Genomic DNA, 17,040 nt, shown 5'->3' with positions numbered 1-17,040 from the left:
CCCCGTAAATGTCTCGGATGGAAAACGCCTTATGAAATATTCTTTAATGTAGTGTTGCACTTAATTTGACAATTCAAGCCTTATTAAATGTCTAAGCGTAATTAATTACCAGCTTATGATTGTAACTTGCTCTGTTGTGAACTACTCTGCCACGAATAACAGAGCAGTTCACCTTATTGCACCCCAACATGTCGATTGTCTGTTAACTAATCAACTCATTAGATTAGCTCGCAGTTCACCGAATTGACAATTGAAGGATAATAAAATTATAATAACTATGTTAACTAGAAGTGGTCAGCTTGGAAATATAGAACTGAGTCAGACAGAGCTAACGTTTCTTGAGGGGGAGAATGACAATGAGATCACAAAAGCATTTGTTGGCGGCACTTATCTTAATGTGCTCAACTATTTTATTAACAACGACTGTCACCCAGGTTACAAATACGCCAGTTACAGTCGTCGCTCAGGCTGATTCAACAGCTAACCAGAGCATTTCTGATATTATGCCAAATCAGAAATTACAGGAACTTGTTCTGTATAATATGAAGGAGCAGGGTTTGGTGAGTAATAGTGCCACGCTAGATACTATTAGTACAGCGGATTTTACAACTGCGCTGGGTCAATTGACCTCGTTGACTTGGGATCCCGGCACCTCCGGCAAGGACCAAACCTATAACAACTTGGACACTGTCGCCGAAAATAGCAACGGTGCCATCGAGCCAGAGGTCAATCCAGGCAATTATTCTTTGCAAGGACTGGAACTTGCTACTAACTTAAAAAAAATAAAACTTGCAGCCAATTTAAGTTATGGGTCAAAATTTTACCGGGGTGATATCACTGATTTAACCCCCCTAGAGGGCTTGACTCATTTAGAGTACATTAATTTATCTGGCAATCGAATTACAGATGTTTCACCCATTGACCATCAACATCTTCCAAATGTAACCTGGTTGGACGTTAGTGGTAACTGTATTGCCAACCTAAATGTGCTTGATGCTAATAATTATACACAAAATTTTGCTTGGTCCGATCAGAGGATCGTTCTTCCAGCTATAACGCTGCATGGTAATTCTTACACCTGGAAAAATATTTTTACTGATGCATTGCCTAAGAATTCCACAAATTCTGCCGTTGGTGCCCCCTATGATGCTAAAAATATTATGTTGGCACGCACCGCATTGGGTTATCCCATTCCCGGTGGTGGAACCTACCGGCAATTAGAAGTTTGGCAAAACGGTGCTCAGGGCCCAGCTGCACCGACTGGAACCCAAACGATAATGGGTGATGATATAACGTTTACTGGGCTCGCCGAACAAGTGGTGCCCAGTAACGCTACATCGAAACCATGGAATCTTGACCTTCCGGTTATTAACAACGGTCCTAATACGTATTCGTATTATATGCTCGCTCGGTATGGAAGATCAAACCTTGATGTCATCGATTATTTCCTCCCCTATACCATCGCCTCCGAAATCAATTACACCATTCATCCAGTTGATGAAAATGGTCAATCGTTGAACAAAGATTCGAGTGGTAAAGGCTATGCGGGCGACAAGGTCAAAGTCCCAACCATTCCGGGCTATACCGTCAACGATCGTAAAGTTGTCGACGGTCAGGTTGTCATCCCAGAGGCTGGTGGGACAATTACCGTCGTTTACAAGAAGAATGCCACGCCGGTTAATCCCGATACCCCAAGCGTTACGCCTGACACAAACCCGGTTGTTACGCCAAGCAGTGAGTCAACAGTCCCATCAAAAACCGAATCGCAGCCAGCAACTCCTACCAAAGAAAGTTTTGTGGGCCAAGCCGTTTATTCATTACGAAAAATGTACCTCTATAAAAACGCCAATTTCACGAAGGCTGCTCGAAAAGCCAATTACTCAAAGAAGCCTCGTCCTTACCGGCCAATGTTTGTGGTCACAGGTTACCGGAGATCAGCAACTGGTAAATTAAGATATAAAGTCCGCGATGTGAATCACGCCAGCAAAACAGATGGCTTAGTTGGTTACATCACCGCTAGTTGGAATTATGTCCGCCCTGTGTACTATCAAAGTAACCACAAGACACTCACCGTCATTAATCCCAGGGGCGTTAACGCTTATAAGAAGGCCAACTTAACCAAGAAAGTTCGCAACTACAAGCAAGGTACTGTCCTGCATGTGACTAAGTTTGTCCACCATAACTTAACCACTCGTTATGTATTGAGTAACGGAAACTACATTACTGGCAATCGCAAGTTGGTTAAGATGGGCAAACATAAGATGCCTCGTTATATCAAGACCAAGAAGAACATTAACCGTTATAAGACCGTTAATTTAACCAAACGTAACAAGCATATCAAGCGTGGCACTAGGATTCGAATTAAGAATTACGATTTCTCACACGCTAATAGCATCACCAAGACGGGCTCATTAAGATATCACATTGCTGGTGGTTACATTACTGGCAATACCAAATATGTTAAAGTAATCAATCGATAAAGCTAGAAACTTGGAAGCTGATAATCCTAGGGGAAGTTCCGGGGAGTCCTGTTCCAGCAGGGCTCCTTTTTCTATCGACATTGTAATATGACAAGTGGACACTTACCCATAAAATAATTAGATTGAAAGTCTGGGTTGTCGCAGTTTATCCTGTATATTATTAATTCGTAGAGAAGTTAAGGCGGTGGCTATTTCCTGGTAAAGGGGTGGTGCTTATGGTGTTAAGCCGATAACGCACACAAATCCTGATGAAAGGAGTAGCCTCAATGTCCATTTCGGACGCTTTACAACTAGCAATTGGGACTGGTCTATTGATCATTAACCTAATTGTCTTAGTTGTTGAGCTGATCAAAAGTCAGCAAAAAAAATAGCCGCCTTAGCTCTGGCAAGCTAGCGGTTATTTAATCAACGTTAATTGCCACCGTCTTAAGCGGCTCTACACGGGAAGTTCTGTTGGTGCAGAACTTCCTTTTTGTGTTTATATTATATCATGGTTAAGATAATTGGGACAGAAAGATCGTCTTCATGTATATTTTAACAGCTTATCCTGTATAATATGAGTCTGTAGAGAAGTTAAGGCGGTGGCTATTTCCTTAAAGAGGAGGTGGTGCTTATGGTGGAAAACAATAAGCTCACATTCTGGGAAAGGAATAGCCTAAGTGTCCGTTTCGGACGCTTTACAACTAGCGATTGGGACTGGTCTATTGATCATTAACCTAATTGTCCTAGTTGTTGAGCTGATCAAAAGTCAGCAAAAAAAATAGCCGCCTTAGCTCCGGCAAGCTAGCGGTTATTTTATAACTAATTAATATGCCACCGTCTTATACGGCTCTACACGGGAAGTTCTGTTAGTGCGGAACTTCCTTTTTGTGTTTACATTATATCACGGTTAGGAGAAGTTGGACAGAAAGACATCTTCCTAGATCCCGAGATGTAGTAATCATTATTCATGAGTTGTTTTAGTCATGAATCCTTGATTTTTTCAGATTTTGCTATCTTTTGATGACCCGATTATTTAAACGATCATCTATAAGTTTCTATAACGGGCTATTAAAAGATGCCTATTAAATCATTTAAAAGTATGCTTATAAGTGCTATAATAACATAAAAGATTGGAGGAGTTGTCATGAAAACTTTAAATGTTCCGACTACAAATATGACCAGCCTAAAGAAATCACCAGCCAGAGCTTTCGAAGAAGCAAAAAACAAAAAAACCGGACTCTATGTTTTTAATCGAGATACACCAGCTGGAGTGGTATTGTCTGTTGAAGATTACGAACAACTTGTTAATGATAATCAGGCACTGCAAGATAAACTATATGATTTAGAAATTCAAAAGCGTTTAACTGAAAAAAATCCTGGCTTAGTTGATGAACAGGAAGTTGACGGTGACACCCTTGATAAGATTGACTTTAATGAAAACGACGGGTGGGAATGAGTACGCCGCGTGAACACCACCTCAAGTATTTCCGGCAAGCTGCAAAAGAAAAGCAGCATCTTGATGGTTCTCAGCTTAAAGTTGTTAATAAAGGTTTAAAACGGATCAAAGTTCAGGGCATGCAAGCTGGCAAACCGCTAACCGGAAATTTGGCGGGCTGTCGAGAAATTAAACATCGTGATTTAGGTATCAGAATCATTTTCCGCAAAGATCCCAGTCTTAACAAAGTAATTGATATTGTTGGAATTGGGAAGCGAGAAGATAAGATTGTTTATAAAGAGGCTCGTCATCGAATTGACCACCATAGCCCAACCTCAGATGTTGATGATTCTCATTGATTAATATAATTTAGGCAGGAAGTTTTAAGGGCAATGCCAAGTGAACTTCCTTGACCAGCAAAATATTCAGTTAACGCACGTAATTTAGTTTCTTTTGAAATTTTAGTCATCAAAAATACCTCCAAAGCTAAAGTTGTTACTTTAACTTTGGGGGTATAGGTCAGCTAGCGGTTATTGTCAACCACTCCTGAATAAATTCAGGAGTGGTTGACTTTAGTACTTGGCTAGCACTCTTGTTCCCCTGTATCATAAATCAAGCAAGAAGTTTTATGGGCGGTGGCTGTCTTCTCCCTTACGAGGTGAGGTCTATGGGAACATGGAGTAATCTTCAGGAAGGTTTCACAGTCAATGAGCGTCTTTCAGGCACTCTCGTTGGTATTTCTGTTCGGCACGTTCTTAATCACGCTGCTCAGTTATATCGACAAGCACCAAAAATAAAAAGCCGCCCTGCGTAACTTTGGCCGGTTACAGGGTGACCTAAAATCATTCTTTAACTAATGCCACCGTCTTTAAAGCGGCTTGCATGAGAAGTCCTGTTACCACAGGGCTTCTTTTTCATAACCACATTATAACATGACCATTGGCTGCTTACTAATAAATTAATGGTTTTGAAGACAGCCTCTGTCACAATTTAAATATCTACCATTGATATGGTATGTTTGATTTATAGAAAAAGTTTCATAACATGTTTGTATCTCAGGAGATACAAGCATGTTATAATAACGAGAGATAATGTAGTTTGGATGTGGAAGCCATTGACCAATATCAATGACATTAAAAAAATAATTATAGATATTCAAAAAAGGCGCAACTATTGGAAACTTAGTACTCGTCGTAAAAATCTATTAACATTAACAGAATTAGGAATCACTCAAAGCATTGCGTTCGACTTGATTTATAATCACATAGAGTGGCGGGATTATGTTTCTGGGCCTCAATTAGATGATCATGCCATACCGGGAAATATTTGGGTATTTGGACTTACAATTAACGATCATCCTTGTTACTTAAAGTTTCAGGATAGGCCTAATGGCATCGTAATGTGGATTTCATTTCATATAGCTGACTACCCACTCCATTTTCCGTATCGCTAACTTGAAAATCATTCATCTTAATATAAAGCGAGGTAACAAAATGAATCTTAAAAAAGCATTTTATAATCCGGAATTGGATACCACCGAAATATACACCGAAGTTTGGAAGCCTGAGATTGTGAAGGTCAGAGATATAAACGACTTGTTAGTTATAAATCATTACTGGCAAGATGCTAACGGAGAGTTATGGGGAGATTTTTCCGATCCGATGGAAAACGTTAGGAACAGTTTTACCGCCTACCGAAAACGTAAGAATTATATGACTTCCGGAGAAATTAGAGAATTACGTCACAATTTAGGATTGTCTGTAAGAGAATTTGCATATATCTTGGGGATCGGTTCGTCATCATTAACCCAAATCGAAAATAATCAACGGGTTCAGGCAAAATATCAAGAAATACTTTTTGAAGCTGCTCGAGATGACTACAAGAGTCATCACCAGCTACCCGATAATTGGCGAAATGATTTTGAGAAGCCACTGACAAGTGCGTTTGATAATTCACCCACATATTCTCCAACTAACGATTTGTATACCACTAAATCTCTGGACGCTGATCCCCAATCCTTTGGTAAATCAAGAGAGTTAGGAAGTGCTGCTTAATGAGTATTCTACGATTCAATGGTTATAAAGTTCAGGAGATGGCATACAAAAGAAATGCCCACTATCAACCAGCCAATAAGCAAATCGAATTAGATCCGAAGATCACGACAAAAATCGACATAACTGATAATGACATCAATATTACACTAACTGTTATGATCGGTTCTTTGGAAAAAGGTTCCATGCCATTTCAAGTCAGCTGTTCGATCATTGGCAATTTTACCTACAACCCAGATGAGGATAATACTAATATTGGTATCGACACTTTCGTGCGTCACAATGCAGTGGCAATTCTTTACCCTTACGCTCGTGCAATCATTGCAACACTAACAACGACGTCTAACGAATTTCCTGGATATAATATGCCAACTATTAACGTTGCTAAATTATTAACTCAGGATAATTCAAATTAGAAACACTTACCATGCTAAAGGGGCACTCCAAAAATGAAGTGCTCCCTTTACTTTGTATAAATGTTCCACATGAAACAATTACGCCTTAATAGTCTTAATATCTAAAAAGTCCTGGATATCATCGCTAGGGATCGATTTGATTGCCGGCCCACCAATTTGATGAACGTAAATCAAGTTCAGATGACCATCGCGATTCTTTTTATCGTTCTTAATCTTATCGAAAACTGCTTGGGATTCTAAGAGTGGTGTAGTGACCGGCAAGCCAACTGCTTCTAGGCGGTCAATCAAGGTTTGAGTTAAGCCCTCACGAGATAAGCCCTTTTCTTCGAAGATTCGGGTGATCGCAACCATCCCGATGCTAACTGCTTCGCCATGACGCAGATCGCCATCAGCCAAGGCTTCAACGGCATGACCGATCGTATGGCCGAAGTTGAGTAGTTGCCGCAAGCCGCCTTCTTTTTCATCTCCCATAACCACGTTGGCTTTGTATTGAACTGAATGAATACTGAGCTCCTTGGCATTGGCGAGAATGTCTGCCGGTGAATTGATTGACTGAACCAATTTCCAAAGATCACCGTCTGATAAGGCAGCCACCTTAACGATTTCTCCGTAACCTTCAACCAGGTCGCGGGTTGTTAACGTCTGCAAGGTTTCTGGGTCAATGATCACCAAATCAGGTTGGTAGAACGCCCCAATGATGTTCTTCGTGTTATCTAAGTCCACAGCAGTCTTACCACCAACTGAACTGTCGACCTGTGCCAGCAATGACGTTGGGATCTGAATCAAGCTAATGCCGCGCATGTAAGTTGCGGCCAGGAACCCTGCCAGATCACCCGTAACGCCGCCACCCAACGCAATCACCCCATCATCGCGATTGAAGCCATCAGCCGCCATTTCGCGGGTTAAATCCCCAAGAACCTCGAGTGATTTAGAGGCCTCGCCAGCTGGGAATTGGTAATTGTGAACGGTGAAACCAACACTTTCCAACGCGTCAGCAACCCGTTCTTGGTAGAGTGGTGCAACGTTACTATCACTGACCAGAGCAATTTTTCGTTTTGACCAAATACTGGAAACCAACTGACCGGTACAGTTCAAAACACCATTTTCAATTTCCACGTTGTATGAATGATCTGGTAAATCAACTTTAATTATTTTCATAAACTAACCTCACTTTTTTCTTCGACGGGAGCAACCAGGGTCTTGCGGATTGCGAAGGCTTTAGCAGCCATTTCACGGTATTCGTTTGGCTTCAATGCTTGGGCACCATCGGAGAATGCGTGGGCGGGATCGTCATGAATTTCAACAACCAAACCACTCGCCCCAACGGCAACTCCGGCCAATGCTTCGGGGGTCACAAATTCGGTATGACCAGCGGCATGACTAGGATCAACAATCACTGGGTAATGCGTTAACTTTTGCAAAACAGGAACGGCGCCGAGGTCCAATGTGTTTCGGGTGTATTTGTTATCAAACGTCCGAATTCCCCGTTCCGTGATGATAATCTGGTGGTTACCACCGGCTGCGATGTATTCAGCCGCGTTCAAGATATCGTCAATGGTTGCTGACATCCCACGTTTTAACATAACTGGAATGTTCGTCCGACCGACTGCTTTCAACAAAGAGAAGTTTTGCATATTCCGGGCACCGATTTGGAAAATGTCGGTGTATTTAGCAATCATGTCCACGTGGTCTTGGTCCATCACTTCAGTTAAGACGTCCATATCGTATGCGTCAGCGGCTGCTCGCAAGAACTTCAAGCCGTCTTCGCCGAGTCCCTGGAAGGAGTATGGCGATGTCCGGGGCTTGAATGCGCCGCCTCGAAGAATCGTTGCGCCACCACTCTTAGCAACCTTCGCCATCTTCATCACATGCTCTGTAGATTCTACGGAGCATGGACCCGCCATCATGGTGAAGTGATCGCCACCAATTTTACTGTGCGCGGTTGTCACCACTGTATCTTCTGGGTGAAATAACCGGCTGCCCTGCACGGCTGCTGGAACATTATCAATAATTAAATCGATCGCATTCTTTTCTTCGGCATTTAAGTCCTTTTCGGTGATGCCTTGAATTGCAACGCGATTATGATGGACAAATACTTCGTTGGTACCATCGAACCGGTTCTTAATTTCATCAATAATGTCTGCATGTCCTGCTTTAACGATAACTATCATAATATAATCTCCATTTCTATTGTCTAATGTATTTTTGGTTAAAATAAAACTCCCGCAGCGTCTATCTATCTAGAACACCACGGGAGTTGTCTGGTTTAGGGTAAAAAAATTGGTCCCGCAGTATTTTGAAAATTTACTGTGTGACCGGAGTAATCATGCTGAAATACTATTGGTCGCACAAGTTGTAGGAATGTGCCCACAACCTGTACGGTGTGAACACTACAATGGCCAATAGTAACTAAATCGATTAAGATTTGCGTTTAATTTCATCATAATTAGAATCTCCTAATAAAGTTAAATTTTAATTGCAGTTATCATATTATGAATTTGGAGTTGTGTCAAGGGTTAAATTTTGAAAAGTTGAAATCGGGGGATAAAATGCGAATGAGACTGGGGGATTTGTCCTTTTATGTTGAATAGGACAGCTCCGACGCAACTGATGCTAACATCTAAAGGACTTTGAACTCAAACCCAAAGCCAGGGTTTAAGCCCAAAGCCCTTTAGATACCGCATCACCCGTTGCTTGTCGCTCACTTATCTTAGGACAGCTCCACTAAGCAGAAATTTCCACATAAGCACCTCAACCATAAATCCCCAAAACCAGGATTTATGGTTGAGGAGACTTAGGCTCCCGTTTCTAACCACTTTGCTCCGCTCACTCTCATTTTGCTTGACAAATTCTCATAATCGTCTTAACCTGATAACAATTAAATATCCGTCCTACAAAAACCGTTGATGTGGAGATCAAGATTGTCATGCCCGTAAAGAGAGCCGCCGCTGCTGAGAGTGCGACCGGATACAAGCAATTAAATGGACCGCAGAGGGTTCTTCCGAAAGTACGCGAGTACGAAGAAACGTTCAGGCAGACGTCATTTGCCGGGAGTGTGTTGGCACTTCGCTAAGCGTGAGCTAATTGAATGGATTCGTTATTTGGCCGATTTTAATTCCAAATGACTGTTCTTTCAGTTAATCTCAAATTAAGGTGGCACCGCGGCATAATCCGTCCTTAAAGAACCAGTTAATGGTTTGAGTCAGGACGGATTTTTTGTGTCCAAAATTATTCTACGTGTCATTCATCCTATAATTCCGGAGGTTTCAGTTATGATCAAGCTTATCGCCAAACGATGGCAACCCCAACCAGTTCATTAACACAAATTCAACTTGGAGGCCATCAATATGAATATCGAACAATTACAAAAATTTGCCACCCATTTTCCAGCAGTTCCCGTCACGCTGCAATTCCAATTACCCTCATTTGACCCAATTGCCATTACCCAGGCACTTGACCAACCAGATTCACCGTGCTTTCTCCTAACCGGTAAGCCGAAGAAAACTGAGGATGGGTTCAGCTTCATTGGCGTCAACCCATCTAAGTCGTTCACTTATCGAAATGGCCGACTCACAACTAAAGAACAAGGACACAACGAATCAACAGAAACCGTTGAACTCAAACCGGTCATCGAAAAAATCCTCAAAGAAAATCAAACACCACGCATCCCTGGCCTACCACCCTTCTTAGGAGGCCTTGCCGGCTACTTCAGCTATGACTATGAGAAATACGCGACCACAGCCACACTCCCCGCGGTGAAAGATCCAATGGGTTTAAATGATGCCGACTTGATATTAGTCGACGAAGTGATTGCTTATAACCACGCCACCCAAACGGTCACTTTAAGCAAAATCGTGCCTGCCAATGAGCTGCTCAGCACCTATGATTCAGTCATGGCTGAGCTGACTGCCCTCAAGCAACAATTATTATCAATTAATGGGGAACAGCCACTACCGGCGTTTTCCATGACCCCGCTGAAAATGCAATTCTCCTTACAGGAATTTGATGAAAAAGTCGCTGAAACCAAGCAGCACATCATTGATGGCGACATTTTCCAACTCATTTTATCAAATCCACAGCAAGCCACCATGCGAGGTTCCCTGTTTGCGGCGGCCCCGACGCTCTTTAGGGAAAGTCCCTCACCCTATCAATTCTATTTCCGGCATGGTGATTTTGAAACGATCGGTGCCTCCCCAGAAACCTTGATTACGAAGCGAGACCAAACGTTATTTACGTATCCGCTTGCTGGCACCCGTCGCCGGGGTCACGATAAAGCAGAGGATGCCAAATTCGCCTATGAACTCCAGCATAGCCCCAAGGAATTATCTGAGCACAACATGTTGATTGACCTTGGGCGAAACGACTTGGGCGCCGTCAGTGAATTCGGCAGTGTCAACGTGACCGCCTACCGCAAATTGTTACGATTCGCAAACGTGATGCACATGGGGTCAGTTGTCGAAAGCACGGCCAAAAAAGGCGTCTCCGCAATTGACATCATCAATGCGGTTTTACCCGCCGGAACATTATCAGGCGCACCGAAGATTTCAGCTATGAAGATTATTGGCCAACTTGAAAATCGCAAACGGGGCGTCTATGGCGGCTGTATCGGCTATTTAGGCTTTGATGGGGATCTGGATCTATGTATTGGCATCCGCCTCGCCTATCGCAAAGGCAATCAGCTGGTGGTTCATTCGGGAGCGGGAATTGTCGCCGACAGTGTCGCCAAATATGAATACCAAGAGTTTAATAACAAGGCCAGTGCCGTCGTCAATGCACTGAAAGAGACCAGTGTGAAGGGAGATGTCCTCAATGCATTATCTGATTGATAACTATGATAGCTTTACCTACAACTTATACCAACTGATCGGCAGCTTGACGGATGAACCAATTACCGTCATCAAAAATGACGCAATTACCGCCGAAGAATTACAAGCACGCCATCCAGAAAGCGTGATTTTGTCACCGGGACCAGGCCGCCCAGAAGATGCTGGGAACATGCCGGCGATCTTAAAAGAATTTCTGGGCAAAGTCCCAATTCTCGGTGTCTGCCTAGGACACCAGGCAATTGCTGAAGCTTACGGAGCAAAGGTGGTCCACGCGCCAAAATTAATGCATGGCAAGCCGTCGGAAGTAGAAATTTCTGAACCGAGCAGTTTGTTCAAAGACTGCCCGCGTCAATTTCAAGCAGCCAGATACCATTCCTTAATCGTTGATCCTAAAACGGTGCCGGCTAATCTGAAAGTCACTGCTCAAACTGCCGATAGCGAAATTATGGCACTTGCTGACGCCACCAATCACGTTTATGGTGTCCAATTCCACCCCGAGTCAATCATGACTGATCCGGAAGTCGGCAAGCAGATTGTCGCCAACTTCTTGGCAATTGTCCGGGAGCACCAGCAGATGATGGCGCATGCTCTGTGAAACAGAGAGAAAATTAAATGACGAACAAACATCCGAGATAGTCATCTCAGTTATTTGTTCGTCTATTTTAATCTCACGAATTATGCATTTATCTTGAAAAATCAATCATGTATCTATTCATAATGTGTGTATACAGCATAGATAATAACAGTTTTGTTTTCTTCATCAACCCGGTACACTACTCGATGTTGACTATTAATTCTTCTTGAGTAGTATCCAGCTGCAGGGGGGACTAATTTCTCAAATGATTGAATAGGCTCATAAGGATTTTCACGCAAAGTTTTAATAATTTGAAGAAAATTTGATTCTAACGGAGAACCTTTGATCTTTTTCATTCCTTTTTTAGCGCCTTTTTTTACCCGAATCTGATAGGTCATAGCGATTTCCATGCATCATCGAAATCTTCTTCTGGATCATTCTCTCGAGACTTAACTTGATCAATCGTTCCTGTCGCAACAAGATACAAGGTCTCCTGTAAGGAATCCCAGTCATCTTCACCTATGAGGACGGCTCCCTTTTCATCTTTCTTTGTAGGTGAAATATGAATTGGTCGTTTTTGCTCGTTAGCTTCTTTAATTAATTTAAAGAGATTTTGTCTCGCCTTAGTAGGTGTGTATATATCCTTCATCTAAATCCCTCCATCCCTATAATGTACGTATTAATGTACATGTACATTATACCGCACATTAAGCTCATTGTCTTTTAAAATGATAAATCATTTGCCGACTAATATCTCAGCTCTTTTGAATGTCTGAATTCTTTGCTTTACAACAAGTTTCACTCTACCTGAATTAAAAGCCGCTACACAGACTAGGACAGCTTCGCAAAGCAATAACCTGCACATAAGGCACCACAAGCGAAAATCCAGAACCAGGATTTCTGCTTGCGGAGACTTATGCTCCGGTTATTAACCGCTTTGCTGCGCTCACTTCCCAGGACCGCTCCGACGCAACTGATGCTAACATCTAAAGGACTTTGAACTCAAACCCAAAACCGGGGTTTAAGCCCAAAGCCCTTTAGATACCGCATCACCCGTTGCTTGTCGCTCACTTATCTTAGGACAGCTTCGCAAAGCAGGGATCTGCACATAATCACCACATCTGTAAATCCAAAACCAGGATTTTCAGATGTGGCGACTTATGCTCCGATCCCTAACCGCTTTGCTGCGCTCACTGTACTTTAGGACAGCTACTCAAAGCAGAGATCTGCATGTAAGCACCTCGAACAAAAATTCCCAAACCCGGAATTTTCGTTCGAGGAGACTTACACTCCGATCTCTAACCGCTTTGCTCCGCTCACTTTACTTTAAAGTTCGACTTAAAAATAAACCCACATGACGGACAGCGATTCAAGCCATAACTAATTTGCATTGGCCGGTGGCACTTCGGGCAATTGCCTTGAACTGATCTAGGAATTTTGGTTACTTTTTTGGGTCCTTCTGATTGGTCTGCCATAGTTTCCTCCACCGGATTAACCGGTCATTTACTGATGAATGATTTTTAAATATGTTGCAGGCATCGCAGCCACCAGCCAGACACCACTTTCGGTTGGGTAGAACAAAATGCCGTCCTTGGTAGCTTTTTGAGCAGCTACTTGAAAAATGACTGGCTTTGGATCTCGGCGTTTTCCCACCTGAAGGGCCATTCGCCAATTAGCGGAAAGGTGCACGAAGTCACGATCCATTTTTTTCAATCCTTCGTCAACAATCAACCTTGCCGCGACGTGAGTGGTTCCATGATACAAAACTTCCGGAGGCGTTTTGGGTGGCGTCAGTGGTTTGACGGGGATACTGTGCCCATATAATGCCCTAATTGTACCACCTTCGATCGCATAGCGCTGTTTGTCGCTTTGGCGCATAATCTTTCGAATGAGGGCTTCGCTAATTGGTGTGCCGTAGTGCTGATTAAAGTGGCGAATGAACGAATCAAGGTCAACTCGACCATATTGATCCAAGTTAATCCCAATCTTATCGGGATGGTGACGTAGGGTGAATGAAATTCGTTTACTAATTCTGGTTAAGTGATGATCCATATGTAAGAACCTTCAATCTTGTGCAATTAACTAGTGACATTATATGCCTAATTGACCTGCAACCCAAAAACACACGGAAATTTGGGATTCCGTGTGTCAAGTAATCGCATATATTGAGGGGTGATTCTATGTTGAGGGGTTAGTTAGTAAAACTTTGGGCAAGTCACTGCCTGAGGGGGTGCAGTGAGCTTGTAACCAATATGACTGTTCGTCATATTTGATTGTCTATACTATATCTTCCCTACCTTAAACGGAACTTAAAATTCGAATTTTTTTGATTTAGATATGATAAAATCGAATTATTAAAGCTGATTTTGAGAGGATACATCATGAAAAGAATTTATTTTGTTCGCCATGGGCAGACGCTTTTAAACAGGTTTCGCAGAATGCAGGGCTGGGTGGACTCGCCCTTAACCGAAAAAGGCGAAGCCCAGGCAACGGCTGCCGGTAACCGGCTCGCCGACATCCGCTTTCAGTTAGCGGTCAGTTCCGACATGTTACGCGCAATCCACACGTTAGACCGCATTCTAGCCCAAAATAAACACGCTAATGGCATTACTCGCGAAGTTCATGAAGATGTGCGCGAGATCTATTTTGGCTCATTTGAAGGCGTTGATAGCGTCCAGACGTGGAATATGATCGCCCGGCCACTTGGCTATTCGAATCAAGAAGAACTAATCAAACACTATAGCTTGTTGAAAGTCCGCGATTTTATGCATGATGCTGATCCATTTCACGAAGCAGAAACAGCCGCCCACATTGAAGCTCGAATCAAATCTGCAGTGGCCCGACTCGCTGAAGAACTTGATGATGGCGAAAATGCAGTTGTTGTCACCCACGGAACGTATTTGCGTAACTTAGCGACAATTTACGCTGCGAACGGGGCTGTGGCGGATCAGCCAAAAAATGGCAGCATCACGGTTTTGGATGTGACTCATGAGCCAGTTGTTATCGATGATATTAAATAAGGATTTCTAACATCTAACTAAAGTAGCTGGGCATCCCTATGTATTTGATAGAGAGTGTTCAGCTATTTGTTTGAAGAATTTTTAAATGAGTTGGGGAGCATTTTTAGATATGATCTTAAAAATGTGCTTTCGTTTCTTTACCCTAATTTCTAAAAAAACAGCCAACCATGAACAAAAAATGTTCATCATTGGCTGCTTCCTTTAGGTTTGAGGATCGCCCAGAGCTCATCACCCTGTCACTGTTTAATAGCCCAAATTATTCACATTGGTTCGTTTAGTTTTATTGGTTTCCCAGAAGAGGGTCTTAGCAACGCCGACAATCTTCTTCTTAGGGACAAAGCCCCAGTAACGACCATCGTTTGAAACACTTCTATGATCTCCTAAGACGAAGTATTCACCCTTTGGCACCTTAGTAGCATGCGTATTCTTATCCCAACTCTTGGATAAGGTCTTTAAGCTCCAGTTACCGGTTCCGGCCGTCCGTTCCTTCATGCTGATAAACTTCTGGGGAACAACCTTGCCATTTACGTAAATGTTACCGTCTTTGCTGGAAACTGTATCACCTGGTAGCCCGATTACCCGCTTTACGTAGTCAGTCTTGGGTTTGGTTGCCGTTGGATCTTCGCCATAAGCATCAAACACGATGACACTCAGATGTTTAATCTTGGCTTGCTTCCAAACGACCAATCGTTCATTATTAATAAGGTTGGGTTCCATTGATGGCCCATCGACTCGCGCCGTTGTGAATACGTATAATTGAACAACGTAGGCAATTGCCAGGCCGACAACAATTGGAATGACCCAACTTGCAATTTCTCTGATTACTTTCATCAAAAGGCTCCTTTAAGGACTACAGTAATTCGAATATTTTTACTAGAATGCAGTCGACATTAATTTTAGCATACTTTCCTATCATGACAACATTTTAGGCAATAATTAACGGATTAGTAACCACAAATTTAAAAATTTTCGCTCAATTAAATCTGTATTGTGATAAATGAGGTGATGTTATGAAAACAAAATCAACTTTAGGAAAACGGATCTGGCTCATTTTCATTTTAGGGACAATTAGTGCATCCGGGCCATTATCAATCGATCTTTATTTACCCGCCCTACCAGAAATGACCCATGATCTAGCAGCACCAGCATCCCTCATTCAAATGAGTTTAAGTGCCTGTCTACTGGGGTTGGCGCTGGGACAACTAATTTCAGGACCGTTAAGTGACAAATATGGTCGCAAGAAGCCACTCATGGTAGGCTTCTTCATTTTCGGGCTGGTTTCACTCCTGATTGCAATGAGCAATTCGGTCTATTTACTCATCCTGTTGCGATTTATCCAGGGACTTGCGGGTGCTAGCGGCCAGGTCCTTTCCCGAGCAATTGCTTCGGATATGTTTTCTGGTTCTTTGTTAACCAAGTTTTATTCCATGCTCTCAGCTGTCAACGGAATTTTCCCGGTCATTTCACCTGTAATTGGCGGTTTCATGATTCAATTTGTCAGCTAGCAAGGTATTTTCATTCTATTAGCCGCAATTGGTTTTATCTTAGTGATCGCACTTTGGCTCGGAATCAAAGAAACCTTACCGGTTGAAAAACGAATTACTGGTCATCCCCTGGAATCAGTTGTCAAGATGTTTGGTTTTCTTAAGAATTCTAAATTTGTGCGTTTGATTCTGGCAACCGGTTTAGTATCTGGCGGTTTATTTAGTTATATTTCGGCCTCTTCTTTCGTTTTCCAAAATTTCTTTCATATGTCCGTTCAAAACTTCAGTCTTCTTTATGCTTTGAATGGTATTGGTATCGCCATCGGCTCAATAATCCCCGGCGGATTGGCGGCGCGATTCCCAGAAATAATCCAGGCAAAATTCGTTCTGGCAACAACCGTATTAACGACCATCTTACTCACTCTGAGTGCCCTATTCTTTAACAATTTGCTGGTAGTCATCGTCCTCATCTTTCTCACGGTTACCCAGTTCGGGATGCTTTTCACCCTCACCACCTCAATTATTATGAACCTATCGTTACGAAACAATGGCGGCCTATCCGCATTACTGGGCTTGTCCCAAAACGCAATTGGCGGCATTATGTCACCACTGGTTGGCGTGATGGGTAGTCACACCTACCTGCCGATGGCTTTAGCAATCATGGGCTGCATGTTATTCAGTATGATATTGTTCTTTTCAATTCATGGCGAATCTCAAAATCATCATTTTACATCCTGACATCCGGATATCCAGTGATCTCCCAGCCACCATC

Annotated in this window: 18 protein-coding genes and 1 pseudogene; 13 read left to right on the top strand and 6 right to left on the bottom strand. The window is 42.7% G+C overall.

Going from position 1 to position 17,040, the window contains the following annotated elements; translation table 11 throughout:
- The first annotated feature begins 356 nt into the window (after nt 1-356).
- From KTE19_RS04660 to KTE19_RS04630, 8 genes are all read left to right on the top strand, one after another.
- The gene (locus KTE19_RS04660; RefSeq protein ID WP_217341723.1) at nt 357-2,480 is read left to right on the top strand and encodes a DUF5776 domain-containing protein; all 2,124 of its coding nucleotides are present in this window, start codon (nt 357-359) and stop codon (nt 2,478-2,480) included.
- Between the two features lie 266 nt (nt 2,481-2,746).
- On the top strand, nt 2,747-2,851 hold the full coding sequence (locus tag KTE19_RS04655; protein WP_217341722.1) for a putative holin-like toxin: 105 nt from the start codon (nt 2,747-2,749) through the stop codon (nt 2,849-2,851).
- A 288-nt stretch (nt 2,852-3,139) separates the two neighbouring features.
- A complete protein-coding gene (locus KTE19_RS14310) occupies nt 3,140-3,244 on the top strand; it encodes a putative holin-like toxin (protein WP_217341721.1) in 105 nt (34 codons plus the stop codon).
- A gap of 362 nt (nt 3,245-3,606) precedes the next feature.
- Entirely contained in the window at nt 3,607-3,918 is a 312-nt protein-coding gene (locus KTE19_RS04645) for a type II toxin-antitoxin system Phd/YefM family antitoxin (protein ID WP_217341720.1), read from the top strand.
- On the top strand, nt 3,915-4,256 hold the full coding sequence (locus KTE19_RS04640; protein ID WP_217341719.1) for a type II toxin-antitoxin system RelE family toxin: 342 nt from the start codon (nt 3,915-3,917) through the stop codon (nt 4,254-4,256). The genes KTE19_RS04645 and KTE19_RS04640 overlap by 4 nt, the downstream gene beginning before the upstream one ends.
- Before the next feature lie 348 nt (nt 4,257-4,604).
- Nucleotides 4,605-4,694 (top strand): putative holin-like toxin, encoded by a 90-nt coding sequence (locus KTE19_RS14230; RefSeq protein WP_347339397.1) that lies wholly within the window; start codon nt 4,605-4,607, stop codon nt 4,692-4,694.
- A gap of 696 nt (nt 4,695-5,390) precedes the next feature.
- Nucleotides 5,391-5,951: a transcriptional regulator gene (locus KTE19_RS04635; protein WP_217341718.1), complete on the top strand. Its 561-nt coding sequence runs from the start codon at nt 5,391-5,393 to the stop codon at nt 5,949-5,951.
- Nucleotides 5,951-6,364 carry a protein-export chaperone SecB gene (locus KTE19_RS04630; RefSeq protein ID WP_217165392.1) on the top strand — a complete coding sequence of 138 codons (414 nt, stop codon included), beginning with the start codon at nt 5,951-5,953 and terminating at the stop codon, nt 6,362-6,364. Before KTE19_RS04635 ends, KTE19_RS04630 begins: the two co-directional genes overlap by 1 nt.
- Nucleotides 6,365-6,442: 78 nt before the next feature.
- On the opposite strand, the gene aroB is transcribed toward KTE19_RS04630, so the two are convergent.
- Both aroB and aroF read right to left on the bottom strand, forming a co-directional pair.
- Nucleotides 6,443-7,522, bottom strand: a complete 1,080-nt coding sequence (gene aroB, locus KTE19_RS04625; protein ID WP_217341717.1) for a 3-dehydroquinate synthase — start codon at nt 7,520-7,522, stop codon at nt 6,443-6,445.
- Complete coding sequence (gene aroF, locus KTE19_RS04620; RefSeq protein WP_217165388.1) at nt 7,519-8,535, bottom strand: 3-deoxy-7-phosphoheptulonate synthase; 1,017 nt, start codon at nt 8,533-8,535, stop codon at nt 7,519-7,521. Before aroF ends, aroB begins: the two co-directional genes overlap by 4 nt.
- Nucleotides 8,536-9,290: 755 nt before the next feature.
- On the opposite strand from aroF, the gene KTE19_RS04615 reads away from it, so the two are divergent.
- The 3 genes from KTE19_RS04615 to KTE19_RS04605 all read left to right on the top strand — a co-directional run bounded on the left by KTE19_RS04615 (nt 9,291) and on the right by KTE19_RS04605 (nt 11,785).
- Nucleotides 9,291-9,437, top strand: coding sequence for a hypothetical protein (locus tag KTE19_RS04615; protein ID WP_217165386.1), 147 nt, complete (start codon nt 9,291-9,293; stop codon nt 9,435-9,437).
- Between the two features lie 274 nt (nt 9,438-9,711).
- A complete protein-coding gene (locus KTE19_RS04610) occupies nt 9,712-11,190 on the top strand; it encodes an anthranilate synthase component I family protein (protein WP_217162230.1) in 1,479 nt (492 codons plus the stop codon).
- Nucleotides 11,174-11,785, top strand: a complete 612-nt coding sequence (locus KTE19_RS04605) for an anthranilate synthase component II (RefSeq protein ID WP_217162228.1) — start codon at nt 11,174-11,176, stop codon at nt 11,783-11,785. Before KTE19_RS04610 ends, KTE19_RS04605 begins: the two co-directional genes overlap by 17 nt.
- A gap of 113 nt (nt 11,786-11,898) precedes the next feature.
- Here the strand turns inward: KTE19_RS04605 and KTE19_RS04600 are convergent, their stop codons facing one another.
- From KTE19_RS04600 to KTE19_RS04590, 3 genes are all read right to left on the bottom strand, one after another.
- Nucleotides 11,899-12,162, bottom strand: a complete 264-nt coding sequence (locus KTE19_RS04600) for a Txe/YoeB family addiction module toxin (protein ID WP_217162225.1) — start codon at nt 12,160-12,162, stop codon at nt 11,899-11,901.
- Nucleotides 12,159-12,413: a type II toxin-antitoxin system Phd/YefM family antitoxin gene (locus KTE19_RS04595; protein ID WP_217162223.1), complete on the bottom strand. Its 255-nt coding sequence runs from the start codon at nt 12,411-12,413 to the stop codon at nt 12,159-12,161. The genes KTE19_RS04600 and KTE19_RS04595 overlap by 4 nt, the downstream gene beginning before the upstream one ends.
- Before the next feature lie 854 nt (nt 12,414-13,267).
- Nucleotides 13,268-13,816 (bottom strand): RNA 2'-phosphotransferase, encoded by a 549-nt coding sequence (locus KTE19_RS04590; RefSeq protein WP_217162221.1) that lies wholly within the window; start codon nt 13,814-13,816, stop codon nt 13,268-13,270.
- A 329-nt stretch (nt 13,817-14,145) separates the two neighbouring features.
- On the opposite strand from KTE19_RS04590, the gene KTE19_RS04585 reads away from it, so the two are divergent.
- Nucleotides 14,146-14,784 (top strand): histidine phosphatase family protein, encoded by a 639-nt coding sequence (locus tag KTE19_RS04585; protein ID WP_217162219.1) that lies wholly within the window; start codon nt 14,146-14,148, stop codon nt 14,782-14,784.
- Nucleotides 14,785-15,027: 243 nt separating this feature from the next.
- Here the strand turns inward: KTE19_RS04585 and lepB are convergent, their stop codons facing one another.
- Entirely contained in the window at nt 15,028-15,615 is a 588-nt protein-coding gene (gene lepB, locus KTE19_RS04580; RefSeq protein ID WP_217162217.1) for a signal peptidase I, read from the bottom strand.
- Between the two features lie 179 nt (nt 15,616-15,794).
- Between lepB and KTE19_RS04575 the strand changes: the two are divergent.
- A pseudogene (locus KTE19_RS04575) lies at nt 15,795-17,006 on the top strand (multidrug effflux MFS transporter).
- Nucleotides 17,007-17,040: the final 34 nt, after the last annotated feature.

Origin of the sequence: Lentilactobacillus dabitei, from assembly GCF_019061365.1 — a bacterium.
Lineage (GTDB): Bacteria > Bacillota > Bacilli > Lactobacillales > Lactobacillaceae > Lentilactobacillus > Lentilactobacillus dabitei.
The sequence above is the reverse complement of the archived record's forward strand: the minus strand, read 5'-3'. Positions and strand labels throughout refer to the sequence as shown.